Origin of the sequence: Bacillus infantis (genome assembly GCF_008180445.1) — a bacterium.
Lineage (GTDB): Bacteria > Bacillota > Bacilli > Bacillales > Cytobacillaceae > Bacillus_AB > Bacillus_AB infantis_B.
Window position 1 is genome coordinate 180,337 of sequence record NZ_VTER01000006.1, and the last position, 25,059, is coordinate 205,395.

Annotated in this window: 27 protein-coding genes and 1 pseudogene; 6 read left to right on the forward strand and 22 right to left on the reverse strand. The window is 46.2% G+C overall.

Annotated features, from left to right (window positions below):
* Window positions 1-393 precede the first annotated feature (393 nt).
* A complete protein-coding gene (locus FZD51_RS12200) occupies window positions 394-1,149 on the forward strand; it encodes an SDR family oxidoreductase (RefSeq protein ID WP_148975028.1) in 756 nt (251 codons plus the stop codon).
* A 58-nt stretch (window positions 1,150-1,207) separates the two neighbouring features.
* On the opposite strand, the gene FZD51_RS12205 is transcribed toward FZD51_RS12200, so the two are convergent.
* From FZD51_RS12205 to FZD51_RS12250, 11 genes are all read right to left on the reverse strand, one after another.
* Complete coding sequence (locus FZD51_RS12205) at window positions 1,208-2,215, reverse strand: DUF3231 family protein (RefSeq protein WP_262380896.1); 1,008 nt, start codon at window positions 2,213-2,215, stop codon at window positions 1,208-1,210.
* A 179-nt stretch (window positions 2,216-2,394) separates the two neighbouring features.
* On the reverse strand, window positions 2,395-2,559 hold the full coding sequence (locus tag FZD51_RS26165; RefSeq protein ID WP_187445730.1) for a hypothetical protein: 165 nt from the start codon (window positions 2,557-2,559) through the stop codon (window positions 2,395-2,397).
* A 77-nt stretch (window positions 2,560-2,636) separates the two neighbouring features.
* A complete protein-coding gene (locus tag FZD51_RS12210) occupies window positions 2,637-4,049 on the reverse strand; it encodes an MFS transporter (RefSeq protein ID WP_187445760.1) in 1,413 nt (470 codons plus the stop codon).
* 316 nt (window positions 4,050-4,365) lie between these two features.
* Window positions 4,366-5,082, reverse strand: a complete 717-nt coding sequence (locus tag FZD51_RS12215; protein WP_148975030.1) for a hypothetical protein — start codon at window positions 5,080-5,082, stop codon at window positions 4,366-4,368.
* Between the two features lie 276 nt (window positions 5,083-5,358).
* Complete coding sequence (locus FZD51_RS12220; protein ID WP_148975031.1) at window positions 5,359-6,108, reverse strand: ABC transporter permease; 750 nt, start codon at window positions 6,106-6,108, stop codon at window positions 5,359-5,361.
* Window positions 6,098-6,871 (reverse strand): ABC transporter ATP-binding protein, encoded by a 774-nt coding sequence (locus tag FZD51_RS12225; RefSeq protein WP_148975032.1) that lies wholly within the window; start codon window positions 6,869-6,871, stop codon window positions 6,098-6,100. The genes FZD51_RS12220 and FZD51_RS12225 overlap by 11 nt, the downstream gene beginning before the upstream one ends.
* Before the next feature lie 156 nt (window positions 6,872-7,027).
* Window positions 7,028-7,369, reverse strand: coding sequence for a DUF1048 domain-containing protein (locus tag FZD51_RS12230; protein WP_009794560.1), 342 nt, complete (start codon window positions 7,367-7,369; stop codon window positions 7,028-7,030).
* Window positions 7,366-7,710 (reverse strand): PadR family transcriptional regulator, encoded by a 345-nt coding sequence (locus tag FZD51_RS12235; protein ID WP_148975033.1) that lies wholly within the window; start codon window positions 7,708-7,710, stop codon window positions 7,366-7,368. The genes FZD51_RS12230 and FZD51_RS12235 overlap by 4 nt, the downstream gene beginning before the upstream one ends.
* A gap of 229 nt (window positions 7,711-7,939) precedes the next feature.
* On the reverse strand, window positions 7,940-8,608 hold the full coding sequence (locus FZD51_RS12240) for a Type 1 glutamine amidotransferase-like domain-containing protein (protein ID WP_148975034.1): 669 nt from the start codon (window positions 8,606-8,608) through the stop codon (window positions 7,940-7,942).
* A 42-nt stretch (window positions 8,609-8,650) separates the two neighbouring features.
* Entirely contained in the window at window positions 8,651-9,079 is a 429-nt protein-coding gene (locus tag FZD51_RS12245; RefSeq protein ID WP_148975352.1) for a VOC family protein, read from the reverse strand.
* A gap of 85 nt (window positions 9,080-9,164) precedes the next feature.
* The gene (locus FZD51_RS12250; protein ID WP_148975035.1) at window positions 9,165-9,563 is read right to left on the reverse strand and encodes a hypothetical protein; all 399 of its coding nucleotides are present in this window, start codon (window positions 9,561-9,563) and stop codon (window positions 9,165-9,167) included.
* A gap of 85 nt (window positions 9,564-9,648) precedes the next feature.
* On the opposite strand from FZD51_RS12250, the gene FZD51_RS12255 reads away from it, so the two are divergent.
* Entirely contained in the window at window positions 9,649-10,200 is a 552-nt protein-coding gene (locus FZD51_RS12255) for a hypothetical protein (RefSeq protein WP_148975036.1), read from the forward strand.
* 261 nt (window positions 10,201-10,461) lie between these two features.
* Here the strand turns inward: FZD51_RS12255 and FZD51_RS12260 are convergent, their stop codons facing one another.
* Together FZD51_RS12260 and FZD51_RS12265 are read right to left on the reverse strand one after the other, a co-directional pair.
* Window positions 10,462-10,644 carry a hypothetical protein gene (locus tag FZD51_RS12260; RefSeq protein ID WP_148975037.1) on the reverse strand — a complete coding sequence of 61 codons (183 nt, stop codon included), beginning with the start codon at window positions 10,642-10,644 and terminating at the stop codon, window positions 10,462-10,464.
* A 251-nt stretch (window positions 10,645-10,895) separates the two neighbouring features.
* Window positions 10,896-12,152 carry an aminoglycoside phosphotransferase family protein gene (locus FZD51_RS12265; RefSeq protein WP_148975038.1) on the reverse strand — a complete coding sequence of 419 codons (1,257 nt, stop codon included), beginning with the start codon at window positions 12,150-12,152 and terminating at the stop codon, window positions 10,896-10,898.
* 208 nt (window positions 12,153-12,360) lie between these two features.
* On the opposite strand from FZD51_RS12265, the gene FZD51_RS12270 reads away from it, so the two are divergent.
* Complete coding sequence (locus tag FZD51_RS12270; RefSeq protein ID WP_148975039.1) at window positions 12,361-12,924, forward strand: hypothetical protein; 564 nt, start codon at window positions 12,361-12,363, stop codon at window positions 12,922-12,924.
* 72 nt (window positions 12,925-12,996) lie between these two features.
* On the opposite strand, the gene FZD51_RS12275 is transcribed toward FZD51_RS12270, so the two are convergent.
* The 6 genes and pseudogenes from FZD51_RS12275 to FZD51_RS12295 all read right to left on the reverse strand — a co-directional run.
* On the reverse strand, window positions 12,997-13,542 hold the full coding sequence (locus FZD51_RS12275; protein ID WP_148975040.1) for a general stress protein: 546 nt from the start codon (window positions 13,540-13,542) through the stop codon (window positions 12,997-12,999).
* Window positions 13,543-13,702: 160 nt separating this feature from the next.
* The gene (locus FZD51_RS12280) at window positions 13,703-14,317 is read right to left on the reverse strand and encodes a class D sortase (RefSeq protein WP_148975041.1); all 615 of its coding nucleotides are present in this window, start codon (window positions 14,315-14,317) and stop codon (window positions 13,703-13,705) included.
* Window positions 14,317-15,294, reverse strand: a complete 978-nt coding sequence (locus tag FZD51_RS12285) for a processed acidic surface protein (protein WP_148975042.1) — start codon at window positions 15,292-15,294, stop codon at window positions 14,317-14,319. The genes FZD51_RS12280 and FZD51_RS12285 overlap by 1 nt, the downstream gene beginning before the upstream one ends.
* A 400-nt stretch (window positions 15,295-15,694) precedes the next feature.
* Complete coding sequence (locus FZD51_RS26170; RefSeq protein ID WP_187445731.1) at window positions 15,695-15,868, reverse strand: hypothetical protein; 174 nt, start codon at window positions 15,866-15,868, stop codon at window positions 15,695-15,697.
* Between the two features lie 388 nt (window positions 15,869-16,256).
* Window positions 16,257-17,534, reverse strand: coding sequence for an IS110 family RNA-guided transposase (locus tag FZD51_RS12290; protein ID WP_148975043.1), 1,278 nt, complete (start codon window positions 17,532-17,534; stop codon window positions 16,257-16,259).
* Between the two features lie 228 nt (window positions 17,535-17,762).
* Window positions 17,763-18,140: pseudogene (locus FZD51_RS12295) on the reverse strand (NUDIX domain-containing protein); the annotation flags it as partial.
* 434 nt (window positions 18,141-18,574) lie between these two features.
* Between FZD51_RS12295 and FZD51_RS12300 the strand changes: the two are divergent.
* Complete coding sequence (locus tag FZD51_RS12300; protein ID WP_148975045.1) at window positions 18,575-20,011, forward strand: DDE-type integrase/transposase/recombinase; 1,437 nt, start codon at window positions 18,575-18,577, stop codon at window positions 20,009-20,011.
* 271 nt (window positions 20,012-20,282) lie between these two features.
* Here the strand turns inward: FZD51_RS12300 and FZD51_RS12305 are convergent, their stop codons facing one another.
* Window positions 20,283-20,834: a hypothetical protein gene (locus tag FZD51_RS12305; protein ID WP_262380898.1), complete on the reverse strand. Its 552-nt coding sequence runs from the start codon at window positions 20,832-20,834 to the stop codon at window positions 20,283-20,285.
* 15 nt (window positions 20,835-20,849) lie between these two features.
* Window positions 20,850-22,286: a PQQ-dependent sugar dehydrogenase gene (locus tag FZD51_RS12310; RefSeq protein WP_148975047.1), complete on the reverse strand. Its 1,437-nt coding sequence runs from the start codon at window positions 22,284-22,286 to the stop codon at window positions 20,850-20,852.
* 163 nt (window positions 22,287-22,449) lie between these two features.
* On the opposite strand from FZD51_RS12310, the gene FZD51_RS12315 reads away from it, so the two are divergent.
* Window positions 22,450-23,226 (forward strand): YqcI/YcgG family protein, encoded by a 777-nt coding sequence (locus tag FZD51_RS12315; protein WP_187445732.1) that lies wholly within the window; start codon window positions 22,450-22,452, stop codon window positions 23,224-23,226.
* A gap of 21 nt (window positions 23,227-23,247) precedes the next feature.
* Here the strand turns inward: FZD51_RS12315 and FZD51_RS12320 are convergent, their stop codons facing one another.
* On the reverse strand, window positions 23,248-24,219 hold the full coding sequence (locus tag FZD51_RS12320; RefSeq protein ID WP_148975049.1) for a DMT family transporter: 972 nt from the start codon (window positions 24,217-24,219) through the stop codon (window positions 23,248-23,250).
* Between the two features lie 197 nt (window positions 24,220-24,416).
* Between FZD51_RS12320 and FZD51_RS12325 the strand changes: the two genes are divergently transcribed.
* Window positions 24,417-25,058 (forward strand): DUF6944 family repetitive protein, encoded by a 642-nt coding sequence (locus FZD51_RS12325; RefSeq protein WP_262380899.1) that lies wholly within the window; start codon window positions 24,417-24,419, stop codon window positions 25,056-25,058.
* Window position 25,059 lies beyond the last annotated feature (1 nt).

Below are 25,059 nucleotides of genomic sequence, written 5' to 3' on the forward strand. Positions count from 1 at the left end.
GCCCTAAAATCATTCATTCCATGGCTCCTTTGCATCCCATTCCTTCTTTCTGTATTCGCTATACCCATAAGCATCCTTTCCCTGTTCAGCAAAGAATCATTATGGAAGCGTATTTTTTCTATAACGGTTAATGCTTTGCCAGCCGGAATATTCATTTATTCTTTCATAGTGGAATTTTTGGATGAGTTTTTGAGGGAGGCTCCTTAATCAATTCCTTTTTCGTGGGGAGTATGTCCGTTTATTCTTATGATCATCATTTCAGGGAGCTTGGTGTGGGGTCATGAAATTCCCATCAGCCAGGCAGACACCGTCAAAGGGGTCTGCTTTTATTTTCGGGGAAAAAGCATTTCTATGCCCGCAGCCAAACGTCCCTAATAATTGGGGGTAAAAACTATGAATCATTCTCAAAGAAAAATTGCTCTGGTTACAGGAGCGAGCAGCGAAAAGGAAATTGGTGCAGCGATTTGCCGCAAGCTCGCTTCACAGGATATAGATATATTTTTTACACACTGGCGTTCAGACGCTGAGTGGATTGGACAATTTCGCCATGATATTGCCGATAATGGTGTACGCTGCGAGGCGTTGAAGATTGACTTATCGGATGAGAATGCGGCATTTGCCATCTATGAAGAAGCTGCAGGCCGACTGGGTTCTCCGTCCATCTTGGTTAATAATGCCGCTCATTCTGTTACTAATGATTATAAAACTTTAGATGCGAGCACACTTGACCTTCATTACGCGGTCAATATGAGGTCAACCTTCCTGCTGTGTGCTGAATTTGCCCGCCGATTTAACGGTTCGCACTCAGCAGCAGGCAGGATCATCAACATGACATCCGGGCAGGATTTAGGCCCGATGCCCGGTGAGCTGGCTTATGCAGCGACCAAAGGCGCCATTTCTGCCTTTACGAGGTCATTAGCACAAGAGCTTGCCCCTCTTGGTATCACCGTCAATGCTGTAAATCCAGGTCCAACCGATTCGACGTGGATGACAGATGATATCAGAAACCATCTCCTGCCTAAATTTCCAATGGGCCGGATTGGCACACCAGACGACACCGCACGGCTTATTGCCTTCCTGGCAAGCGATGAAGCCGGATGGATAACCGGGCAGGTTATCCATTCGGAAGGCGGGTTTATGCGGGGATGATCCTGAAGCTCAAAAAAGGTGCCTGCCCCCTGTTCCGGGCAATGGCACCTCTTTTTTATCAATCCTTCGACAAGTCACTGCGATTTGCTGCCAATGGCGGCTGCTCCATCCATTCGTTTTCAATCATTAGATTAACTCCATCCTCAGACAGCTTGAGGACCTCTCCAGTAAACCGCTCATAATCAATGACCAGATCGCTTCTATTGCTCTCTGAAATGGCTATTCCATAGTTGCCGATTCCCGCATAAATCATCAGGCCAAAGTGGAACATCATTAACTTGTCTGAAAATGGCGACTCGGTTGATTCGGTTACTTCCTGGTCAAAGCCCATGGGGACAGGCAATGAACACATCTCCAAGTAGCGGCTCAGAACCTTTATATGTTTCCGGGAAACTTCTTTTCCTCTTAATATATATTTCCGGACCTTATCCGATTTGGCCACCTGGCTGAAGGCTGAAGCCATACTGGTTCCTAAATGATTCGTCTGGATATTTGCATGAAGATTCGTCACCTCTGACCCGGTGAGGGATTCTCTCCTCCCCAGCCCTTCCAGAATAAAGGACTGCTTATGAACAAACTCTGTTTTTTCCGGATATGGAATGCTTGGCGGGCGCACACTCAGTCCCTTTTCCAATAACAGCTCATTGGCCTCGGTCTTTAATTCGATTGTTGAGGTTAGGCACTTGGAATAAAATGAATGAATATCAGACCGCCATGTATTCTGCAGCACCCGGCCATAGGTGGCAAGACCGCCCTTCGCCATATTGTGTATGTAGCGCAAATAAAAAATGTCGGAAAACAATCGCTTCGCCTCTAAATTCACATCTTCCTCCGTAAATCCCTGCGGAATCCGGATGCCTTCTTCTGTAAAAACCCCTCTTATGATCTCCATGTGCTGCTGTGACAAATCCAAAGCATGGGAAGCAAGCTTCTGGATATCTTCATCTTCAATATGACGAAGAAAATACTTTAATATACAAACCGCCATACTGTCTGCTATGTAAGAAGCCCATAAATAACTCAATTCCGCGGCGGTCAGCTTCATATGATTGTGATGAGTCTCCATGTCTTTCCTCCTATTTAAGTCCATAAGGGTTATTATTTCCTGAATAAGGAGAAATATGTTTGACTTAAACCTTAGGACTAATGGGGAACGATATTAGGTGCTGAAGAACGAAGCGAAAACTTAATGAGGTGCCTTCCCCCCACTTTCTCAGGTATCTTGTGACAGCGGGACAGGTTGCCTCACTCTTTTCTTTTATACACAGCTAAAACAAGGATAATCACTGCGCCGGCCGCAAAGCCTGCCAGGACTCCCAGTGGAAATTCCCCGTTTATAAGATATACAATGAGTCCTCCAGCTAAAGCCCCCACTATGATAAATATCAATCGCAAAGCCTTGGTTTTCACCTTGCACCCTCCTTATTAAAAAATGCCTGACTCCATAAGCGCAGCTTGTATGCGTTTGGAGTCAGGCACCTTTTTTTCTAATGCTTATTCAACAATCCAGCCAATAGCCCTTTACCTAAAGCGCCTTTCCTGGCTCTTCCTTCATTCTTCCACCAGTAGGCCCTCTCCGGATTCTTAAGGACTTCCTTCACTTCGCTCTGATGCTCAACAACCGGTGCAGAACCGCGAAGCGATCTTCCTGCCGTCTCCCTGACAAACAGGGTGACAACAATGATGCCGAACAGGCACATGCCCATCAAGTAATAAGCCGGCACCATATTATTGCCGGTTACGCTCACCAGCCATGCGACCAGCAGCGGTGTTGTGCCTCCGAACAGGGACGTTGCTGTATTATACGTGATTGCCAGTGCCCCGTAGCGCACTTTCGTATAAAATAAAGACGGGAGTGTTGCCGGCAGTGAGCCCTGCATAGTCGTCAGCAGCAGTCCAAGGATCAGCAATCCAAAGAAAGAGCCAATGGTGCTGCCAGAGCGGACGAGCATGAAAGCGGGGATGCTAAGGACAACCGCGCCGGCCAGGCCGGCTTTCAGGATGCGGTTCCGTCCGAATTTGTCGCTCAAATGCCCCATTGCCAATACCATCGGAATCATGACGATCATCACCAGAACAAGCATCAGGAGTCCTTTCCCTTCACTGTAACCGAGCTCTTCTGACATATAAGACGGCATATAAGTCAGAACGGTATAACTCATAACATTGTAGAAAATAACGATCGCCGTACAAGTCAATAATGCTCTCCAATGTCCGGCAAAAATCTCTTTCAGCGTTACACTTTCATTCTTTTTCTCTTCAATCGATTCATTCATCGCCTCAAATGCCGGCGTTTCACCTAAATGATTACGGAAGTAAAAGCCGATGATTCCAAGCGGAGCGGCAATGAAGAACGGAATCCTCCAGCCCCATGCCGTCATCGCTTCACTGCCAAGCATAAAGGTCAGCAGCGTAACAAGGCCGGCGCCGGCAATAAAGCCGACCAGTGTCCCAACCTCAAGGCCGCTGGCCATGAAGCTGCGTTTTTTATCAGGAGTTGTTTCGGTTATGTAGGTCATAGCCCCGGCATATTCCCCGCCGGTTGAAAAACCTTGCACAAGCCTTGCTGATAATAGTAAAATTTGAGCTGTGATTCCAATCGCCGCAAAGCCCGGGATCAAGCCGATGCTGAGCGTGGAAGCCGCCATCAGGATCATCGTGATGGCCAGCACGTTCTTCCTGCCTATCCGGTCACCGAGCATCCCGAAGAACATACCGCCGAGCGGACGAGCGATAAATGCCACCGCAAACGTGGCAAACGCGTATATTAATTGAAAAGATGGGTCAATCTCCGGAAAAAACACCCTTCCCATCGTTACTGCCAAAAATGAATAGATACCAAAATCAAACCACTCCATCGCATTCCCGATGGATGTCCCCATCATGGACTTCTTCGCCATCGAACTGTCCACAACAGTAATATCTTTAGCTTCTAGAGTCTCTTGCTGTTCCTTCACATTTCCCCCTCCTACATACTATCTAACTGACTAGCTTAGTAGGTTTTTCCCGTTATTTGGGGGTTAAAACATAGGAATACTAGAAAAATAGGCGGGGATGGCAGGAAAAATTTAAGAAAAATGAAAAAAGCCGCCTCGACGGCAGCCGCAAAAACAACATGATAGATGCCTCTTAAAGCTTCACCACTACCTCAGTACCATCGTGGAGCAGTTTATGCTCGTTACTATGTCTATATGTAAAAGCTTCTTCCTTCTTATTTTACGAATTATTCACCCATTCCTTATATTCATCCTTGTCTATTTCAGAAACCTTCTCCACCTTTCCGCCAATTAACCTGCCCTTTGATTCGATTTCAGTCTGATAAAGTCCATACATATTTTCATTCTCAAGTGAATCAGCAGTATAATAGATGGATTTCCCTGCAACATCCCATTTGACACCGTATATATCATTAAAAATGAGTGAACCTGCAGGAGCCTGAAGTTCCTCATCCATATCAAAGTGATAAATATTTATTCGGGCTGAATCATTATATCCACCGATAAAGGCGATTATATTCTGGTCAGGCGCCCAGGCAATTCCACAGGATGAATGGTAGCCATTGTAGTCATACTTATAACCGATCGTTTCGGACAAATTGACCTTTTCACCCGTTTCTAAGTCAACGACAAAAATTTTAACAGCGTTACCCTCGACAGCATCATAAGCTAAATACCGATTATCATATGAAAAATGAAAACTTTGAATACTGCTGTGATGTTCAGGTAAAGAAACCTCGAACTTTTTCTTTTTGCTTTCTATAATTAATTTATCATCCGCTACGGACAGCTGATAGTCACCTTTTTGAACACGATTATTATCTTGAAGCACAGCAACATCCGGATTTGAATAATATTGTATTTCCTTTTGAGAGCATCCGTATAATTGAATGGTCATGATTGCCATCAATATAGATAGCCTGGCTGTATTCTTCACCGGTCCCCCTCCTTTTCTTTTCCCTTATACGGAACAATAGAACACTATTGTTTCATGGTACCATCTATTTTTACTTTGTTGGGCGGTTATAAAGAAAAAGCCGCCGGATCGGCAGCTGAATATAGTGTCAGACTGGCTGGAAGCCAAGAAGCCGCTGTGTAAATAGTTTGCAGATGAGCTCCAGTCAACCGTTGAGGACAATTGGCAGAGTTGGCAGATTATTGGGCTAAATAATCAAATTCCGCTCAGACACCACGAAAGAGCCTCCTCCTTTTCTTACCGCAATTGCCGTCTAAAGACTTTACCGGCAATCAAATAAGCAATGATCATAACGCCAAGGCACCAGGCAAGTGCAGTCCAGATCCCGCTCCCGGCAGCGCCACCATATAAGAGGGCACGGACCGAGTTGACAATCGAAGTCACTGGCTGGTTCTCAGCAAAAATGCGAATTGCTTTGGGCATGGTTTCGGTAGGGACAAAAGCAGAACTGATAAAGGGCAGAAAAATTAAAGGATATGAATAAGCTGTGGCCCCTTCCATAGATCCCGCCGTCAATCCCGGAATGACCGCCAGCCATGTCAGGGCCAAGGTAAACAGCAGGAGTATACCGGCTACGGCGAACCAATCAAGGATATCAGCATGCGGGCGGAAGCCCATTAAGAATGCAGTAAGGATGACAACTGCAACAGCGAGTGCATTAGAGACCAGCGAAGTCAGCACATGTGCCCACAATACAGATGATCGCTTGATGGGCATAGTGACAAAACGGGCCATCAGCCCGCTCTTCACATCATTAAAGAGACGTAAGGATGTATAAGCGACGCCCGATGCGATCGTGATCAGCAAAATACCTGGCAGTAAATAATTCACGTATTTTTCCGTTCCCGTTTCTATAGCTCCGCCAAAAACATAAACAAACAGCAGCATCATCATGATCGGCGTAATGGCCACCGTGACAATTGTGTCAGGGCTGCGCATAATATTGCGCATTAAACGTCCCAGCAGGACTCCTGTGTTACTTTTCAATTCCATCTCCTCCTTTTTTGCTGATGATCGCCAGGAATATTTCTTCCAATGCCGGCTGCTTCTCAATGTATTCCACTTCTGCCGGCGGGAACATCTCCTTAAGTTCAGCAAGTGTCCCAGTGGTAATGATTTTTCCATCATGCAGAATGGCGATGCGGTCGGCCAGCAGTTCGGCTTCCTCCAGATACTGGGTCGTCAGCAGAATCGTTGTCCCGCTCCCGGCAAGCTCCTTGACGGTATTCCACACTTCTATCCGTGCTTCAGGATCAAGCCCTGTGGTCGGTTCATCGAGAAAAATAACTTCAGGATTTCCAATCAGGCTCATAGCGAGGTCAAGCCGGCGCTTCATCCCGCCGGAATATTTTTCTGCACGGCGGCTCGCCGCATCGGTCAGGCTGAATTTGGAAAGCAGTTCGTCGGCAACTTGTGCTGGGTGAGATACTCCCCTTAACCCAGCAATCATCATTAAGTTTTCCCGCCCTGTCAGCATGCCGTCTATGGCTGCGAACTGCCCGGTCAGGCTGATGCTCTTTCGGACTAGATCTGCCTGATGCCTAACATCAAAGCCGCAAATTTTCGCTCCGCCGGCATCTGCTTTCATCAGCGTTGAGAGGATGTTTACAGTGGTTGTTTTGCCTGCCCCATTGGAGCCTAATAAAGCGAAAATTTCCCCGCGCTGCACCTCAAAATCCACCCCCTTTAAAACGTCTTTATCTTTAAAGGATTTTGTTAACCCTTTAACAGAGATAGCTGAATGGTTCATATAGATTCCTCCCTTTTAAATTCGCATAACCGTACTTAGCATCACTTGTAATAAGTATTACTTACTACCAACCTAAAAATAATACTGAATAGCAGGCATACATTCACACCTGACCATTCAGTAGGTATTATTTTTTCAATCGTTCAATTTTCACCTTTATCCGCGCCCTATAGTATCATTCAGCTTCTTACGGTATTTGTCATTCCAGGTTTTCTCATCCTTCACCAGCTCATCGCAGAAAGCAGCCACGTCCTCACCAGTCAGGTCAGTGACTTTCTTGCCTTCGGCTGCCCCTTCCTCAAAAAGGTCGAGAATGCCGGTGAAGATGCGATTCGTGCCTTTCCAATCAGTCGGACCGCCTCCGGCCGTCCACATATATTTCTGGATCGCTTTATACGCGGCAGAGTACTCGCTTGGAAGTGCCTTCGCACGCGCCTCCATCGCCTTCCATTCCCGCTTGTCATCCAGGCTGCCGATGATTTTTTCAAAAATACTCATTTCACATTCTCCTTTTTGATTTGTTTAGTTTTCAGTTCGTCAATTTTGCCCGAGACAAAGGCCCATTTTTCCCAAAAGGCTTTGAGTTTTTCCTGGCCAGCTGAGTTTAGGGTGTAGAACTTTCTCGGCGGTCCCACAGTGGAGGGCTTTTTCTCAATATCGACCAGATTGTTTTTCTCCAGCCGCATTGTAATGGTGTAAACAGTCCCTTCAACCACATCAGTGAAGCCGAGCTGCCGGAGCTGCTGCGTGATTTCATAACCATATGTTTCGCCGCGGCTGATGATCTCAAGCACACAGCCCTCAAGCACTCCTTTCAGCATTTCCGTGATATTTTCCAATTCTTTTACCCCCGTCTATATCTCACTTGTATATTTAGTACTCTGTACAACCGGTATTCAGTAATACTTATTACTAACTATATAGTAATACCGAGTAGCGTTGTCTGTCAAGTACGTTAAAACTGTTTGCTGCCCATTTTTGCAAAAAGGAAAAAAGCCGCCTTGCTGGCTGCTGATCGAGAATACTTTATTCATTTAAGGATGCAAATCTTTGTTGCGGAGATCTACATCAATTAGAAAACAGCATCCACTGCCCTTCGGAAACAACTTCCACTGCTCCGTCAACCACTTTGTTGGCCGTTTGATCATCCATTGCATAAGCTGGCCCCGGCATCCCGGCGGCCCATTTCTCTGCGGCAGCCATGGTATTTCCCGGAAGCATTTCGTGGTCCAGGTGCGGAAACATTGCAAACTCGACCAATCCAAGCGCAGCATCACTAGCGTTTGGCGGAGTCCAGCCAACAAAGTATTCCCCGATATTAGGTGCCATCACCATGCTCCCCGCACTCATTCCCACATAAACCGCCTCCAGGGACGGCAAGAGTTCTTCCAGCCCGGTCTGCTGCATCCAGTGGCTAAGGTAGAGGGCGTCCCCTCCTGACACCAGCAGGACGTCCGTTTCCCTGACAAGCGGCACCCAGCGGTCTTCATCGATGCTTGGGAGCGCTGTGAGTTCCAGCACACCGACCGACTTCCAGCCCAGATCGACCATGGAATTACCGGGACTTCCGCTGATGAACTCCCAGGCTTTGACGCCGGGGCCGACCCAGGGGTGTCCATACATAGCGGTTGGAATGCATAAGGCCGTTGAGTCAGCGACCGGTTTGCCCAGCATATCAACAAGTGCATCGTTTATGCTCTTATTATTAACGCCGCCAGATGTAAGCAAAAACTTCATAATATCGCTCCTTGCCGTTTATTTTCAGGAAACCTGCCCCCATTAATTGTCCTTAGCCGCAGCAGAAACCTGCCACATCACACCAAATTTATCACTAACCTGCCCATATAAAGGGCTCCAAAAAGTCTCCTGGAGCGGCATGTCCACTTTCCCGCCATCCTGAAGCTTAGCGAATATCCCCTTCGTCTGCTCTAATTCATCTACGATAAGAGCAATCGTCACCTGTGAACCAATTTGGTAAGGCTGGCCGGGAAATGTGTCAGAAAGCATTAAATCCATATTCCCTGCCTTCAGGTGAGCGTTCAGCACCCGGTCCTTTACTTCAGGCGGGGAAGGGATTTCCGGGTTGCCAGGCATATCGCCAAACATCTGGACGGAAACCACTTCTGCATTTAAAGCAGCTTTGTAGAAACTCACCGCCTCTTGACCATTCCCGTTCATTACTAAGTACGGATACATCGACTTAATCATCATCACACCTCTTTACCTAAATTTAATTGGCAGAAGCACCATTCTTATATTTCAATAGGCTGTTGAAAATACCTTCCTAAAAATTTTAAGAAAGGTATTTCTCCCAAAGCAAATGCTCTATATCTTCCACTCCGCTCACTTCTTTCCTAAACCACTCCATATTTCCTGCAAACTTCGAAGAACAAGGGAATTCAATTCGTGCTGCGCGATTTCCCTGGATACATCTGATTGTCCCTCTGTAACCGGGCGGCTCCTTCAGACTTTCCTTGTATGTTCCGACACAGCTTACCATTTCATATTGATAGCCGATGGCAAGTGAATCAAAATACTTCTTAGATACAACCTCTTTTATTTGCCTGTATGTAAACTCATCCAGCCCCCATCGGATTACACTGTCACCATCAGGAAGCTCTACTTTCAATTTAAGGTATCTTCCAATGTGGTCCTTTGACACATCAAGAATCTGAAAGTTATTTAAGTTCATAAGCAGGGCCGTACCTCCTTCTGCATAGTGATTGTTTAATTGGGAAAAATAAGCGGATTCTAATACAAGTTTGAGGGTGATTCAGATGATCAAAATGACTTCTTTCCTTCTTTTATCAGTTATTTCTCTGTATGGCACGGCGAGCGGAGGAGCAGTTGCCCGTCCCCATGACGCTCCCCCGCCGCTGGAGGAATCCTACACAGAAATCGGCTATAAAACCGTTGAAGAAGCGGTCAGGGAGTTTGAAATTTACTGTAAAAAAGATCTTAAGCTTCCCTATAGGCTGCCGCCCGTTCCTTTTACCCACCAATTTGGCCGGTTCCATGCAGATAGGGAGTATGGAATAAATGATTCATTAGAAATCAAATATATTCATGAGAAAACAGGGATCAATCACTTTAGGATAACTGTCCGCCCTGTAAAAACTAAATTTGATTTTGGGAATAAAGGCACCCAGACAATTTACGCACTCAAGGATGGAAAAAAAGCCGCTTATATAGCACATGGATACCACCGGATGCTTGTGTTTGAAAAAGACGGCTGGCAGTATGTACTGGGCATCGACAGGCGGATCGAGGATAAAGTGACTCCGGAAATGCTGGTTAGCATTGCGGATTCAATAGGATTTAAATCGTAATAAAGGTGAGAAAGAGTTGCTGTCTAGAGGCGGCACGCGCTAAGTTATCTTTAGCAGAGACCCTTTAGCTAACGTTCACTTTTTTTGCTGTTTTATATAAAAGTAAGCCAGTGGCAAAGATTAGGACTATTAAGATCATATGACTAAGAATGGGATTAAGTCCATAACGTTGTTGAAAACCATCCAATATCCCAGAGTACATGCCTGCCATTATGGCTATTATCATGATTCTCGCGATTCCCATTAAGACCCCCCTTTCTCTCAGCTGGTACAGCCTCTTACTAAAATAATAAGCCCGGCGATTATCAGGATAGAGATCACATTAACCAGGCATCCCTTACCGGGTGCACCTGTCATAGCTTGAGCCCAGGAGTTATTTAAAGCAGCTCCCGGGTTTTTCTGCTGTTCTTTTGCCTTTAGCCGTTCTCTTTCTTTTTCAGACATTGTCGCTCTCCCTTATGCTTTCTATGTATTTTTGAATGTCAGCCCAGCCATTGCTGATTGTATGCCACGATGCCCAGTATCGCCCCAACACCGGCACCCAATGCTAAACCGATCCCTGCCCATTTAACTTCTGTCTTATTTTTACTAGGATCCAAAGTAAAAACCTCCCATTTTCCTATCTTTAATTGCACTACGTAAAAACCAGAATACGTTTTAAACAGAAACTTCTTGTCCTGCAGAAGAGATATACCTTACCCATCAAGCCATAACTGAATATATTCCTGGATGATCCGACTCTTATCCCAATTCTTTTGGAAAAAAGGAAAGATTTCATTTTGATAGACAGCCAAGCCAAATAATGGCGCAATCCTTTGAACGTTCAGGTACTCTTTGCGCAGGTCTTCCTCTGAACCCCACTCTGCCCAGCAGCTTAAGTACGCTTCCAGCAATTCATCCGCGAACTCTTCAGAAAAAATTCCGGCTGCCTCATTTAAAAACACAGTGACGCTTAAGAAAGGATGTGACAACGAGCTGTCTGACCAGTCATAGATAATGGGCAGCCCTTCCTCCAGTATGATATTCCCTCCAAAAAAGTCTCCGTGATCCAGCGACAATGGCACCAGCGGGGTTTGCAGCGTGCTGCAAATCAAGTTTGCTTCAGAGGTACTTTCCGCCAGCCTTGAAAATTGGCCATCTGAAATGGTGCCGTCTTTTAAAAGTGATTCAACAGCCGTCCTCAGCCCGCTATTCACAACAGAGGCAAGCGGACGACCAGGGACACCCTCTTCCCTAAGCCGCCCTGCCTCTTTGACAGACAGCTTTTGAACCCTGGCCAGGGCAAGGAGCGCCTCCCTCCAATCCTGCTCTTTTCCAACTCTGCCTAGGAGCTCTCCCTGTATCTCCTTTATAAGCAGCCAGCCTTCGCTGTCATCTGCAGCAATTACGGCCGGAATATATTTTATGCCGGATTCCCAAAGAAATGAGCTGACGTTTACTTCATGCCTGAAGATCTTTGGCACCGCTTTAAAATAATAATTTTCCTCACCGGTGATTATTTTAAAAAGAACTGAACGTTCCCAGCTTCTGATCTGCTGGAAGTCTATTCTCTCAGTCCGCAGCTTGTTTCTGACCCACCGCTCCATTCCCTCCCGCCAGTCCGGAGAAAACCACGGTACAGAGCGGTCTGCCTGGAGGCTCTTCCATTCGTTTAAAAAATGAGCGTCCTTTGCAGAAAGCAGACTGGCTGCTTCGTGATAAGAAGCCCAGTAAATATCATTTTCCAAGCCTGACTCAAGGATGGACACTGAGTAGACCCTCATACCCCCTTCATCATGGACACACTGCAGGACATTGGCCTTAACCCCAAACTTCTCCTGTAAAAAAGCAGCAATCTCCCCCGTCTCTGCCAGATGTGTCCGGTTAGGACTGAAGCAGGGCAAGGCGAGCCCATGTTTAAAGGTTTCGAGCAATAACCGATCCTGCCAGAAGGCAATTATTTTGAATTGCATATGTTCACTCCCTGCATTTGCGTCTCTAGTGAAAAACCTTATTAAATAATTTCTGTAGATACCCGAATAATCCTGCCAGTAGAAATACAGCCCTTAGTTTAGTGATTTTCTCGGCGTGTATGAGTAATTTTTCCTTTATAGAATTGCAGCCGCAATTTATATGTTAAAATCAGGAAAAAGGTGCACAGCAGCAGAGAGGTGAATAGGAATGGATATCGCATTTATGGTTGCCATTACGGCACTTTTCTTTTACCAGATTTTCATTAAAGCAAATAAAGACGAGTGGAGCGGCTATCATCCCGACTCCTTTTTGATATTAGCCCGTTACCTGTATTTCGGAACGATGATTTCTTTATATGCCTATTTCACATTCAGGATAGCGTGGCTGCCGTGGATTGCCCTTTATCCACTATTAGGGGTCTTCATCGGTTTTAAACCGGAGGATGCAGCAGCAAAATCCGGAAAAAGAACGTTTATACTGATTGCATTGCTATTGCTCATTATCAATATGATCAGGATCCCGACCCAGCCTGATTCGTTTCAGGACTATATCAGCAGCAAAGAGGCGTATCAGTGCATCCATAGTTTTGAATGTGTGAAAATGACTTCTGTAACGAATTCTGATGGTTCACTGGAAACAAAGGTTGAAGTTTTATCTGTCGAAGGATTCACTTATCATTCGTATGTTTTATTCGCGAAAGCTTCTATGAAACTGGAAGGCGAGGAAGAGCGGAAGGGATACAATATTGCTGGATTCTGGTTTGAATATTGAATAAAACAGCGCAGTCGATTAATGACTGCGCTGTCTCAGGTATGGGGTCCGTGAATAAGGATGGGTGCTCAATCATGTTGTGATTACATACATGTCAGTGTTCATAGAGCGGTAATGTGTAAAGGTTTGTTCTACCTGTTCTCTTTGTTCCTCGTCGACTTCCACCAGCAGAAGGATATTGCCTTCCTTTAAATATCTGTTATATTCTTTTGCTTTATCTTCTGGTATGCCGGCGCCCGTTAAAGCCCCAACGATGCCGCCGCCAGTGGCACCAATGGCTGCGCCGCTTAAAGTAGTCGCGAGCGGCCCGGCAGCTGCCAAAGCACCGATTCCAGGGATGGTCAGAAGCCCTACCTCAGCAATCAGGCCGACGACTCCGCCTAACACTCCGCCTGTTCCTGCCCCGATGCCGGCACCTTTCCCGGCATTTTCTCCTCTGTCTGAACCATGATCAACCTCTTCTACATCTGTCTCATTCTCAATATTTTCTAAGGTATCGTCATCTTTTGCAAGGACAGAGATATGGTCTTTATCAAAACCGCTGTCTTTTAAACTTTCAATCACTCTTACTGCTTCATCCGAGTTTTGAAATACTCCGCCAACAATCATTTTTTCCATATTGAAACTCCTCCTTATATTAATTTATTTCCCAGTAAACTGCTGCATTTAATAGCAGGTATATTTAACCCTTACCCTGCACAAAACCCAGTAAACACAGGTATTTATTCTCTTCTCATATAGATAACAAAATTATAGAAAATGTTATTTCCCAAATATCTTATCTGACATCAGAGTCAATCAGGCTGCCGAACAGAACAAATCTTTCAGGTGCATTTCCAATATAGCCAAAAGGGTAGCAGGTTGTAACAGTCAGTGACGCTTCAGGCTTCGGGACGATGACTGTCCTGTCATCGGCATCGACAATCCTGATCTTTTCTACCCTGTAGGTAAAGCTGCCTGCAGTTGTTTTAACCACCATCAGATCACCTTTTTTCACTTCACCAAGCCGGCGAAACACTGTGTCCCTGTGTCCGGATAATACACTGTTGTTATTCTCCCCGGGAAGAACACTTTCTGAAAAATGCCCCACTCCCTTTGCCAGCTGGTCCTCATCTGCTCCTTCAAAGACAGGAATGGCAATCCCCAGCTTGGGAAAGGCTATTTCACCGAACTTCTCCCCGGCAGCAGGTTCCTCTGCATAAAGAGGTTCTGCTTTGCTTTTCTTTACTTCGTCCGCTTCTTTAGCGGGAACATCCTGATGAACTGCCTTTACCTCTTCAACCGCGGAATATCCTTTTACCCAGGTCACAGTATTGAATAGTGCCAGGGACAATCCTGAAATGATCAGGATACAGCCAAGGAGCGGAACAATAAACTTGTTCCTTCTGCCCATCAGCGGTCACCGAATTTTCTCCTGGCAGCCAGCATCATTCCGCCCAGCATGGCCGCTCCCACACCAAGTAAAGTGTAAGAAAGGGAATCTGATGCCGTTTCAGGCATTTCTGCCCCTTTTTCGGTTTCGGCATTGCCTGGCGATTCACTTGTATAGTATCTCAGTGCGTCGCCCAATTCATAAAGGAACTGGTAGTCCTCAGGAGTTTCCCCATACTCTTCCAGGAGCGATTTATATTCTTCTTCTGTCAGTCCGTATTCTTGAATCAATTCCATTTCATTTTCATCAGTCAGCACAGGACCCACTTTCGCTACCAGGTCTTCCAGCTGATCAAAATCGTCCAGGGTCATATCGTAATTATCATTTAAATAGGTATTGAATTCTTCCTCAGACCAGCCCAGAGGCTCCAAGTAGGTTTCCTCTACCCTTGACATGAAGACATCATCGTTCTCATCTGAGTCCGGCTTATTATTAACGGTTCCTTCAATTGTTTCATCAGTCTTTTCCGGCTCAGTACTTTCGTCTGATTCGTCCGATTCATCAGATCCATCTGTTTCTTCATCCGTTATATTGATAGGCTCATACCCTTCATCCAGCAGGGCATTTTCAAGGTCACCGGCAAAATAGATATTATCCCGGTTCTCGTACTGATCGAGCATAGCGACAAGCCCTGCACTATCAAGATCGTATTTTTCCAAAATATCAAGTATGTTCTGGTCCCCTCTGTCACCATTGGCAATGGAGTCCAGATCAATTGGTTCACCAAGGTCACCCTCAAGGTCTCCGACGGTGTCATAATCAGCTAAGGAAGTTCCATAGTTTTCTTCCAAATAGTTATTCCAGTCCTCTTCTGTCCATCCAGTCAATGCAGGATATTGATCCTTCACCTCATCATATTCCACTGCACCTGCAAAATGGGGAGCAGTTCCCAAGGCCAGAGTTGAAGCAACTGCTGCTGTCATTATCTGTTTTTTCACACTTGACTCCTCCTTTTTTAATACTTTTGGCACCTTTGCTGGAAGCACATTTTTCACTGCCAAAATAAATAAAAGCCAATCTATGTTGTTTGGCCTATACTTCACAGTTACCCGTAAGAATTACGATAAAACGGGAAATTGGCATTTGGAGCCAGGGGGTCAGGTCCAGTGGCCCAGAATGCCACGGGGTGAGAGCCACGGGGTCAGGGTGAGCCAGGGGGTCTGGCCCTGTGGCCCAAAGAGCCGCGCGGTCAGGGTGTGCCAGGGGGTCTGACCCCCTGGCCCAACCCCCTGGCCCAAAACCAATTATGTGCAAACAAAAAGGTGCCCTGCCCCTGCTTTCAGTATCGCTCTAACACAGCAGGGGACGGGCACCTATTGGATTTTTTCATAAATACCTTTACTCTTCTGAAATCGATTTATCAATCCTATTCTGTATTTTTTTCAGTGTGTTATTGATATTATTCAGGCTCAATAATATAAAACCCAGCATAATAAAAGTCACAATTTCCCCTGTGAAAAAAGATGCAATTGCTAAGATCACAAAATATAAGCTATACCACCAATTGCTCATCACAAAGCCTCCCTCTATAAATATTGATTTATCAACGGTTTGAGCCGTTAATGGGGTGTCAAAAAAATAATTTTCGACACGAACTCTAACAGTTTTTTTCTTTTATGTGAAACTATTCCAACATGTGGGTACGCTACGCGGTCACCACTGTTTAAATATGGTAAGTGGTGGTTAGGAAATATACGATGCACAATGGATCTCTGCGTAGCTTATGATGACGTACCCTCCCATGTCTCTGGGCATCAGTGTGCCTACATTCCTTCGTTCGGTCTAGTCATAAGGCAGAGGCTAGCGAAGCTCCTTTAGGGACTCTGGGTCGAATGGATAAAATAGTGCCAGCTTCTCCGTGTCATCCAGTTGTCTAGGTCTCATTAAGGGATGCAGGGTCTTATGCAGCCTCTTCGAGACTTGGAATATCCCTCATCATTCGCTGTGTATCAAATGCTCTGTGCTTCGTGCTTATACCATGCAAAACTTTTAATAGCTTCCCGCATAGAACCACGATGGATTGCTTCTTACGCAATGGATTAACCTTACGGTTTGTATAGTACTCATGAAGCTTTCTAAAGGCTTCGTTGTGGCGAATCATTGGCATCATGACTCGGAATAGGAGGGCTCGCAACTTTCTCCTTCCCCGTTTAGAGATGCGTTTTTTCCCTTTATGCTCTCCGGATGAGTTCTCACGCAGCGTCAATCCCGCAAGTTTAATGATTTGGCGTGGATCTTCGTAGTGTGAAAAGCTTCCGATTTCAGCTAGTAGGTCAACGATGGTGGCATCTCCAAGCCCAGGTACCGTTGATAGCCATTCATATTCTACAGATGTTTTTACAAGTGTATCTAAATGGCGGGTAATGCTTTCAATATCCTGTTCAAGTTGATGATAACGGCGGACAAGCGTGGCAATTTCAATACGGGCCATCTGGTGTCCTTCTGTTACTCCAATTGAACTGGCAGCGACTTCAATAAGACGCACTGCTTTTGGTTTTTGGGGGGATTTGAGCCCCTCGGCGTTTCGATAAAGGGATAAAACTTCATCGGGTTGTTTCTGGTGTAGATCACTCGGAAAAGGCGTGCATTGAAGTGCAGCCAATGCCATTTTTCCGAATGACGGAAATACTTGGACAAACTCAGGGAAATAACGATCCAGCCAGCGAATCATCCTATTTTTGACAGCGCCCAATTCCTCTGTCAGTTTACCTTTGAACGATGACCCAACGCGGAGTTCAGCCTCCATGCCTTTCAGGATGCGCGGATAGCTAAAGCGCCCATCTTTTACTAGACGAGCAATGACCAATGCATCCTTACGGTCGTTTTTAGTTGGCAAATTATCATCCAACTCTTTTGATCGCTTAACATGCATAGGATTAACCATGGCTAGGGGGATTCCCCGTTCCTCTAGAAAATAGGCTAGGTTGAGCCAGTAGTGTCCCGTAGGTTCAATCCCTACAATCACTTCTGTTTTGGCGTTCTCTTTCATGGAGGCCAAAATACGTTGATAGAAAAGCTCAAAACCATTTTCTAACTGGGAAACTGAGAAGGATTTCTGAAGCACTCTTCCTCGGTCATCTACAAAGCAAGCATAGTGAGTCCGCTTGGCAATGTCGATTCCAATCACAAGTGTATTTTCGGTGACTTGATTAATTTTCTGATTTTGTTTAAAATCCATTAAGGAGTCCTCCTTGGTTAACTAAGTTAGGGGTCATATCGGCGCACGATTTGACACCCCGTATCATACCAAGAGGGCTCTTTTTTGTTCAAGGCCCCGAAAATCCTTCTAACAGGAATGCTCCTTTTTGAGAGCAGGGGAGCCGAGGGGACAGGTCCCTTGGCCCAACCGGCGAGAACGGCAGAAGAGGCCTGACCCCTATCTCCTTATCTGAATGATTTATCTAAATTAAAGCCGCTGCTCCTCAATCAAATCAATATTCCTCTTATGTATGGCATAATTCTGAATTTGCTTTCCTATGTTTGCATAGAGCTGAATATCTCCCAGCCGCGATAATGCTATCCACTTTACGCCCGTCTGATTAGGGTCTGGCTGTTCTGGCATCCTTGCAGCCGAGCCGCTTAGTTTAGTACATTCAAACATCATCACCAGGGTATGGACCGGCCCATATTTTTCGCCATTTAGTTGCGGTGCATATTCATAGACAAAGGCCAATGGGCCGACCTCCACTTCTATGCACGCTTCTTCTTTAGCTTCTCTTTTCACAGCATCTGTTATAGTCTCGCCAGGCTCCACACCTCCTGCAGGCAAATCATACAAGATACCCCTGTTTGGATCGTCGTATTGTCAAAACTTTTATAAGAAATAGGCTATAAAATCCTATCAGAGAGGGCTTTTTAAGCAAAAAAATTGCCACCCCCTGAATTCTGAAGATAATTGAGGTTACCACACACCCAATTCCCAGAAAGGAAGTGACAAGTTGTACCCTCAAATTATAACCTATTTATTAACTTTTATTAAGTACCAAGATCAAATTCTGCGAACTCTTCTCACCCTGCTTATCGGCAAAAATATGTTTGATAAGCCCAAGGAACAGCCGGTGAACCAGCCTTACCGANTCGTATTGTCAAAACTTTTATAAGAAATAGGCTATAAAATCCTATCAGAGAGGGCTTTTTAAGCAAAAAAATTGCCACCCCCTGAATTCTGAAGATAATTGAGGTTACCACACACCCAATTCCCAGAAAGGAAGTGACAAGTTGTACCCTCAAATTATAACCTATTTATTAACTTTTATTAAGTACCAAGATCAAATTCTGCGAACTCTTCTCACCCTGCTTATCGGCAAAAATATGTTTGATAAGCCCAAGGAACAGCCGGTGAACCAGCCTTACCGAAAGCTTCAGGTAGATGACCTTCCGGTCATTGAAACCTTGCAAAAGTTGGATTACAAAGTGCTTCTGTCGRAGTATTCCGAGCAGAAAGGAAAGCCAATGAAGCCGGTAAGGCGCCATGCCAACACTAAAACGTCCGTACCGTCCAATGTAATCTGCCCAAAGTGTGGTGCTCCGGSAGATTACCTTTATGCCAATAATGGAGGCAAGGGGCAGTATCAGTGCAAGGTGTGTGCATGTGTGTTCAATCAAAAAAACCAGTTTTCCAAGGAAGTCATCCTGAAATGCCCTCATTGCTTGAAAACTCTTGAAAAAGTAAAAGAACGAAAAGATTTTGATGTCTACAAGTGTAAGAATAATGCGTGCACCTTCTACAAACGGAACCTGAATGGACTTACGTCCAAAGAGAAAAAACGGTTTAAGGAAAACCCTCAGGCTTTCAAGATGCGTTATGTTTTTCGCCAGTTCCACATTGATTACAAGCCACTTTCCAAGCAGTCATCTAAGAAGCCAAAGGTTGATTTATCAAGGCTTTATGTGTCGCCTCACACGCTGGGCCTTATCCTGACTTACCATGTGAATTATGGACTGTCAGCGCGCCGAACAGCCGCCATAATGAAGGATGTTCATGGCCTGGATATATCCCACCAAAGCATCCTGAATTATGAGAACAGCGTAGCGTTACTTCTCAARCCGTATGTGGATCATTATCCTTACGAGCTCTCTGACCAATTCTGCGGCGACGAAACTTATATCCGGGTCGGTGGCCGCTGGCACTATCTGTTCTTCTTCTTCGATGCGGTGAAGAAGATTATCCTGGCCTATCCGGTCTCCCGTAACCGGGATACACAAACAGCGATCCTGGCCATTGATGAAGTCTTGATGAAGTTAAAAAAGATTCCAGAAGACTTGACCTTCGTCGTTGATGGCAACCCCATTTACTTATTAGCCCAGCAATTCTTTGCCCAGCATAAGATTTCGTTTGATATCAAGCAGGTAATTGGGTTGACGAACGAAGATCCCGTATCGACCGAATACCGGCCATTAAAGCAGATCATCGAACGGCTGAACCGGACCTTCAAAGGATCCTACCGTCAAACGCACGGCTTTGGATCCGAACACGGTTCCGTTTCCTACGTGACATTGTTTGTGGCGTATTTTAACTTCTTACGTCCGCACTCAGCGCTGGAAGGAAAAGTGCCGGTCCTTCAGCCAGAACTTCTTCAGCTGCCGAATATGCCTGCCAGATGGGCAAAGCTGATTGGTTTAGCCCAGGGTTGGATCGAGGAGCAGGCGGCCTAGCTTTTGTTTAGCAGAGCCCTTAACCAGCATTCGGCGAAGCGAACTCTTGACAAACCGAACTTGCCAATGGTTTAAAATGGTAAAACCAAGGGCTTATTTGGCATGCCTTCTTTTGTCCCCTTCGCCCTTGACGAACACTTCCCAAACCATTGGCGTGTTTGTCAAGAGCGATTGCGGCAGCGATTATGCCAGTTAAGTGAAAGAATCTTAACTTAGAATTGATTTTTCATAGAACTTTGACATTACCTAGGCAATGCGCTTCTGTGCGGGATTATACCTGTTTCTTATATAAAATTGAGATAGGAGCCATCTCCAGCATATATTCCTGCAGCAGCAGCTGGTGCATCGTTTTATCATGGACGATCAGAAAGCATGCGTCGGCAACTTCTCTGCTTCCGACAGAAAGGCCGAGCTGTTCACCAACAGCAAAAGCGCCCATTGCCTGCTGGTTTAACAGGAGAAGGTGATGCAGTGATTGCCAGGATCCTTTTGCACCTGCGAGGAAGTCCTGAAAAGATAATAAAGCTTCTTCCGCTTTGCCGATCACCGTGCCGAGAATCCGGTCTTTACGGTCATCTGCTGTTCGGCCGATAAAGCGAAAAAGATTTTCCGCACTTTCCGCGTGATGCTCCTGCGATTCCTGGATTTTTTCAATAGCTTCCCTGATATGGGGCTCCCGGATTGCGGTCACAGCTTTTGCCAGCATAAACTCAAGAGCGGTTTGGGCTGTGAGGATATGTTCGAACCATTTTTCCATTTCATTTATCTGCATTTCAATATAATCTTCTCCCAGCTCAATAAGAATGGCCTTTTGTTCCTGCATATTCATAACCTCCAATCATTCCTTTGTTATTTTCCATAATACTCCTGTATGGCCATATGCCTGAATGTAACCTTTTGTCACAGGGGAGCAGCCGAAATCAAGTACATACAAGCTTTTTCCGTCCGGATGAAATTTGCAGTCAACAGGTCTTTCTATTCCGCCTGAGCCTGAATAGGAAGCGGCTCCAGGGGCCCGGTTGCGGAGGAATACCTCAGAAGTTCCTGTTTTAACATCAACCATCGCCACCCTGAATCCATTATTAAGATCTTTCTCGTGCGGGGTGTTGAGGGGTGCGTAGGTACCCCATTCTGTTACAAAAAGTTTCCCGCGGTGACCAAAGAAATCGGATGTGCAAAACTCCATTTTCGTCATGGCTGAATGAGGCTTCTCCAGGTAAACCGGAGGGCCTGCCCATTCAGGAGGATTCTCAATCAGCTGCTCGGCAGCCTTGCCTTTTGCCGGCTTGCAGCGTTCATCCCATACAGGCACGCCATCTGCCCGGTAATCGGGAAAACCGTACCAGTCAGGCGTTTTCACTGTTCCATGCTTTGTTTTGGCATTGCGGATATGCCAGATTCTATCAGGGTCGCCGGCGATCGATCGTTCGCCTTTTTCCTCCAGGCAGTTGTCTGATGCATATAATTCGCCATCTTCACTGAAAGCCAGTCCATATGGGTTTCTGAGCCCCCAGGCCAATAATTCAGGTTCACTTCCATCCGGTTTGGATCTCCAGAGGCCCGTTGAGCACCATAGTTCCCCTTTGACTTTTTCCCCTTTCTGCGCTGGTGTCCCGAAAGGCTTGAAAGCGCCTGTCTCTGTTAAGAAAGGGAAGGGCATGAGAGGGTTTCGGGATGTTACATTATGCCCTGTCAAGGTAATATCCGCTCCGGGGACATCGTGTGCTTCAGGATGTTTAGCTAGGTCGACCGTAAAGCCTGCAGGGAGGCAGACGCCGTTTTGGGAAACCGATCCATTGGCAAAATACAATAATCCGTCATGCGGCCCAAAAACGGGTCCTCCGGGTTCATGCCAGCCGCCGCTCGGTATTTTTTCATGAAGGACGGTGCGCTCCTTCGTTTTTCTGTCATATGCCACAATGCGTGCAAGATAGCCACCTTTGCAGGATACATAGAGTTTCCCGTCCCTGCAGACGACTCCGCGCGGTCCGCCAAGTGTCTCCACCGCAAAAACATCGAGCATTCCACCAGGATTCAGGCTTAAAATCCTTGGCGGGAGGGCAGGCCTTGTCGGCCATGTGCTTCCGCCTTCTAATATGTAAAGTGTGCCGTCCTCCGCAAATCCCATCCCGGTCGGAAAGGACAGGCCGGCAGCGGCCACCTCCACTTTATACCCTTCTGGGACCCAGACATCATCAGGATTCACCAATGGCCGTGCACTTGTAGGAAGCTTCAAAACTTTTTCGGCAGATTGAGTGTAAGCAATATGTTCCATTATGATCTCCTTGGTTTAAGTTAGTAAAAAACCTTATCATTATTGTCCAACTGTGAAACGGGTATTCAATTTTCCCCTGTATAAGCCCGGTTTTCCGCTGTACAAACCCATTTAAGGCCTATCCTGAATAAGATGAAAAAGCAAACAGGAGGCAGGGATCAGCATGCAATTAATCAGCGATATATCCGGCTTGAAAAAAACAGATTGCTGGGAAGCAGATGCATTGAGGGCGTTCCAGGCAAAGCTGGGCAATAAAAAAGACCGATTCCCCTGTATCCCGGCTACCCAGGGTCATGCCCTTCAGCAGCTGCGCTATGGATTTGCCGGAGATCCGCGGGATATTTCTTCAGCAGGCGAATTGGCAGAAATGATGAGGGAGTTTACAGTACATTCAAGGAGCTTTGGCAGTTATACTTCGCTCATTGTCTTTTTTGAAACAAATGAACAGCTGGCGGAGCAGGGGACGGTGGAGGAGTTTGAAAACCATTTTTGGCAGCAGATGAACCTTTTAGCAGAGAGGGACAGGGAAAAATGGCCGGCCCATATTCCAGAGGACCCGCACGATCCGCTTTGGGAGTTCTGCAGCCATGGTGAACAGTATTTCATGTATTGCGCCACACCTGCTCACGTAAACAGGCAAAGCAGATATTTCCCCTATTTCATGCTGGCAATCACACCCCGCTGGGTGCTGGATGAGTTCAATTCGGCCCCGGAGCGTGCTGCAAAAGTAAAAAGCAAAATACGCGACCGGCTGGCAGCTTACGACAGTATCGGAGCCCATCCTCATTTAAACAGTTATGGAACTGAAAATAATTATGAGTGGCAGCAATATTTCTTAAGGGATGATGATAGTGCACTCAGCAAATGCCCATTCCACCGGATGCTTGCAGGGGACAAAAGCAAAGATTTTTCAATAACAGAAAAAGGACGAGACAATTGAAATGTCTTGTCCTTTGGGTTTTCAAGCCTGTTTTTTAACAGGTGAAGCCGGAATTGCCAGAGAGGGCTTAGCTTTAGATTGCGAGAACCGGCTGTGCAGCACCATTCCGATTACAATAACCAGCAGTCCTGCTGAAGAAAGGGTGTCAGGAGCCTGTGCAGAAAACAGGAGAACTTCACCTGCCATCACAAACAGCACTTGTGTCGACTGTGTCGCTTCCACTGCTGCAAGCCTTGATTGATCATGGCGCGCGCGGTCGGTTGCAATGAAAAATAAGGTTGTCGCAATAACGCCTGATGAAATGGCGACAATGAAGGTCTGCAAGAGCTGGCTTGTGGAAGGAAGGCCGGCATTTGCGTAGCCGGCACCTGCGATGATGAGCCAGAAAGGGAGGCTCGCCATTGTCATGCCCAGCACCCTTTGAAAGGTATCAAGCCTTCCTCCGCAAAGCTCCATCATTTTCCGGTTTCCGAGCGGATAGGCAAAGGCTGCCACTACGACCGGCAGGATTCCTGCGGCCATTTCAGCGGGAGATAAAGTGTCTGCTTTCTGAAGCTGGATCAGGATGACTCCAGCCAGTATGATAAGCGAAAAGCAAAGGGCCCTAAAGGGAATTTTATTTCTTTTTCCTTCAAGGCTGCCTGAAGTGAATAAGGGGGCAAGCAGTGTCCCAGCGACAATCGTCAGCTGCCAGGAACCGGCTACAAGCCAGCCGGGCCCATAGCTTGCTGCATAGGTGATGGGGGCATAAAAAAGGACGAACCCAAAAAAGCTCCACAACAGCCACCAGAAAGGATGTCTCTTCATTTCTGTTAATAGCTGTTTTCCATTTCCGCGTAAAGCTACAATGATGACAAGAAAAGGAACCATGAACAAAAATCTTAAAGAAGAGCTCCAAAGCCAGCTGCCGCCTGCAAGCTCCATCGTTCTGTTCAGAATGAATGTAACCGCAAAAAACACGGAAGCAAGAATGCCGATCATTATTTCTCTCATAGCCAGCTCCTTTCCGGTCTAATTATCCCAATATACTGAATTTTATTCCCTATTATACTCTCCCCCAAAAAATATGGCTATAAGAAATAATAGCTGAAACAGAAAGCTGACCAGCTGAGCAGCTCTTGAATATACTGGGGAAAGGGCGGACATCGGCTGTCCTGGTAAGCGAGCAGCAGAACAGGCGGGAATCTGTAATGAAAAATCAAAAAAAGGAGATTGCCGGCGCCTGGACTCAGGCTGCCGGGACGATTATAGCCGCAATTGGGACGTCTGAATGGCTAGTACTGGATGACAGCGCCGCCGAGGCACTGATCATTATAGGCAATGAATTGCAGGCGGCAGGAAGCGCTTTGGAGGCGGACGGACAAGACCGGCCTTCCCTGGAGAAAATAGGGAATGAACTGCAGGCGGCCGGCAATCTATCCGTAATTGCAGGACTAGTCTTAGATCCTGGAGAAGAAAACGAATTAAAGCTTATCATTGCAGGAAATCTGATACAGGCACTGGGATCAATCACTGTTCTTGGTGATGAGCTGATTGATCCAACTGCAGAAGGCCGAACCTTTCAGATCATCGGCAGTTTTCTGCAGGCCACCGGCAATTCCCTTCAGGCATTCGGCACATTTCTTATCCTCGATGCCTTTCAGACACGTTCGGATGCAGAAGAGAGCTCTAAAGGCAAATCGCTCGATATTTCAGGTAGCTGGATCCAGGCTGCCGGTTCAGTTCTTTCAGCATTGGGGCAGACGCAGGAAGAGCTGTCAGAAATCTCCTCAAAAAGCGAACAGGGATATAAGGGTTTTGCATTACTAAATAAACAGCATAAGTATATCTGAG

Excerpts from the sequence above, each read along its gene's own strand:
- FZD51_RS12200 (WP_148975028.1), top strand. The coding sequence starts at position 394 with ATGAATCATTCTCAAAGAAAAATTGCTCTGGTTACAGGAGCGAGCAGC.
- FZD51_RS12205 (WP_262380896.1), bottom strand. The coding sequence starts at position 2,215 with ATGGAGACTCATCACAATCATATGAAGCTGACCGCCGCGGAATTGAGT.
- FZD51_RS12210 (WP_187445760.1), bottom strand. The coding sequence starts at position 4,049 with ATGGCGAAGAAGTCCATGATGGGGACATCCATCGGGAATGCGATGGAG.
- FZD51_RS12225 (WP_148975032.1), bottom strand. The coding sequence starts at position 6,871 with ATGAACCATTCAGCTATCTCTGTTAAAGGGTTAACAAAATCCTTTAAA.
- FZD51_RS12230 (WP_009794560.1), bottom strand. The coding sequence starts at position 7,369 with ATGAGTATTTTTGAAAAAATCATCGGCAGCCTGGATGACAAGCGGGAA.
- FZD51_RS12240 (WP_148975034.1), bottom strand. The coding sequence starts at position 8,608 with ATGAAGTTTTTGCTTACATCTGGCGGCGTTAATAATAAGAGCATAAAC.
- FZD51_RS12245 (WP_148975352.1), bottom strand. The coding sequence starts at position 9,079 with ATGATTAAGTCGATGTATCCGTACTTAGTAATGAACGGGAATGGTCAA.
- FZD51_RS12250 (WP_148975035.1), bottom strand. The coding sequence starts at position 9,563 with ATGAACTTAAATAACTTTCAGATTCTTGATGTGTCAAAGGACCACATT.
- FZD51_RS12255 (WP_148975036.1), top strand. The coding sequence starts at position 9,649 with ATGATCAAAATGACTTCTTTCCTTCTTTTATCAGTTATTTCTCTGTAT.
- FZD51_RS12260 (WP_148975037.1), bottom strand. The coding sequence starts at position 10,644 with ATGTCTGAAAAAGAAAGAGAACGGCTAAAGGCAAAAGAACAGCAGAAA.
- FZD51_RS12265 (WP_148975038.1), bottom strand. The coding sequence starts at position 12,152 with ATGCAATTCAAAATAATTGCCTTCTGGCAGGATCGGTTATTGCTCGAA.
- FZD51_RS12270 (WP_148975039.1), top strand. The coding sequence starts at position 12,361 with ATGGATATCGCATTTATGGTTGCCATTACGGCACTTTTCTTTTACCAG.
- FZD51_RS12275 (WP_148975040.1), bottom strand. The coding sequence starts at position 13,542 with ATGGAAAAAATGATTGTTGGCGGAGTATTTCAAAACTCGGATGAAGCA.
- FZD51_RS12280 (WP_148975041.1), bottom strand. The coding sequence starts at position 14,317 with ATGGGCAGAAGGAACAAGTTTATTGTTCCGCTCCTTGGCTGTATCCTG.
- FZD51_RS26170 (WP_187445731.1), bottom strand. The coding sequence starts at position 15,868 with ATGAGCAATTGGTGGTATAGCTTATATTTTGTGATCTTAGCAATTGCA.
- FZD51_RS12290 (WP_148975043.1), bottom strand. The coding sequence starts at position 17,534 with ATGGATTTTAAACAAAATCAGAAAATTAATCAAGTCACCGAAAATACA.
- FZD51_RS12305 (WP_262380898.1), bottom strand. The coding sequence starts at position 20,834 with ATGCAGGAACAAAAGGCCATTCTTATTGAGCTGGGAGAAGATTATATT.
- FZD51_RS12310 (WP_148975047.1), bottom strand. The coding sequence starts at position 22,286 with ATGGAACATATTGCTTACACTCAATCTGCCGAAAAAGTTTTGAAGCTT.
- FZD51_RS12315 (WP_187445732.1), top strand. The coding sequence starts at position 22,450 with ATGCAATTAATCAGCGATATATCCGGCTTGAAAAAAACAGATTGCTGG.
- FZD51_RS12320 (WP_148975049.1), bottom strand. The coding sequence starts at position 24,219 with ATGAGAGAAATAATGATCGGCATTCTTGCTTCCGTGTTTTTTGCGGTT.
- FZD51_RS12325 (WP_262380899.1), top strand. The coding sequence starts at position 24,417 with ATGAAAAATCAAAAAAAGGAGATTGCCGGCGCCTGGACTCAGGCTGCC.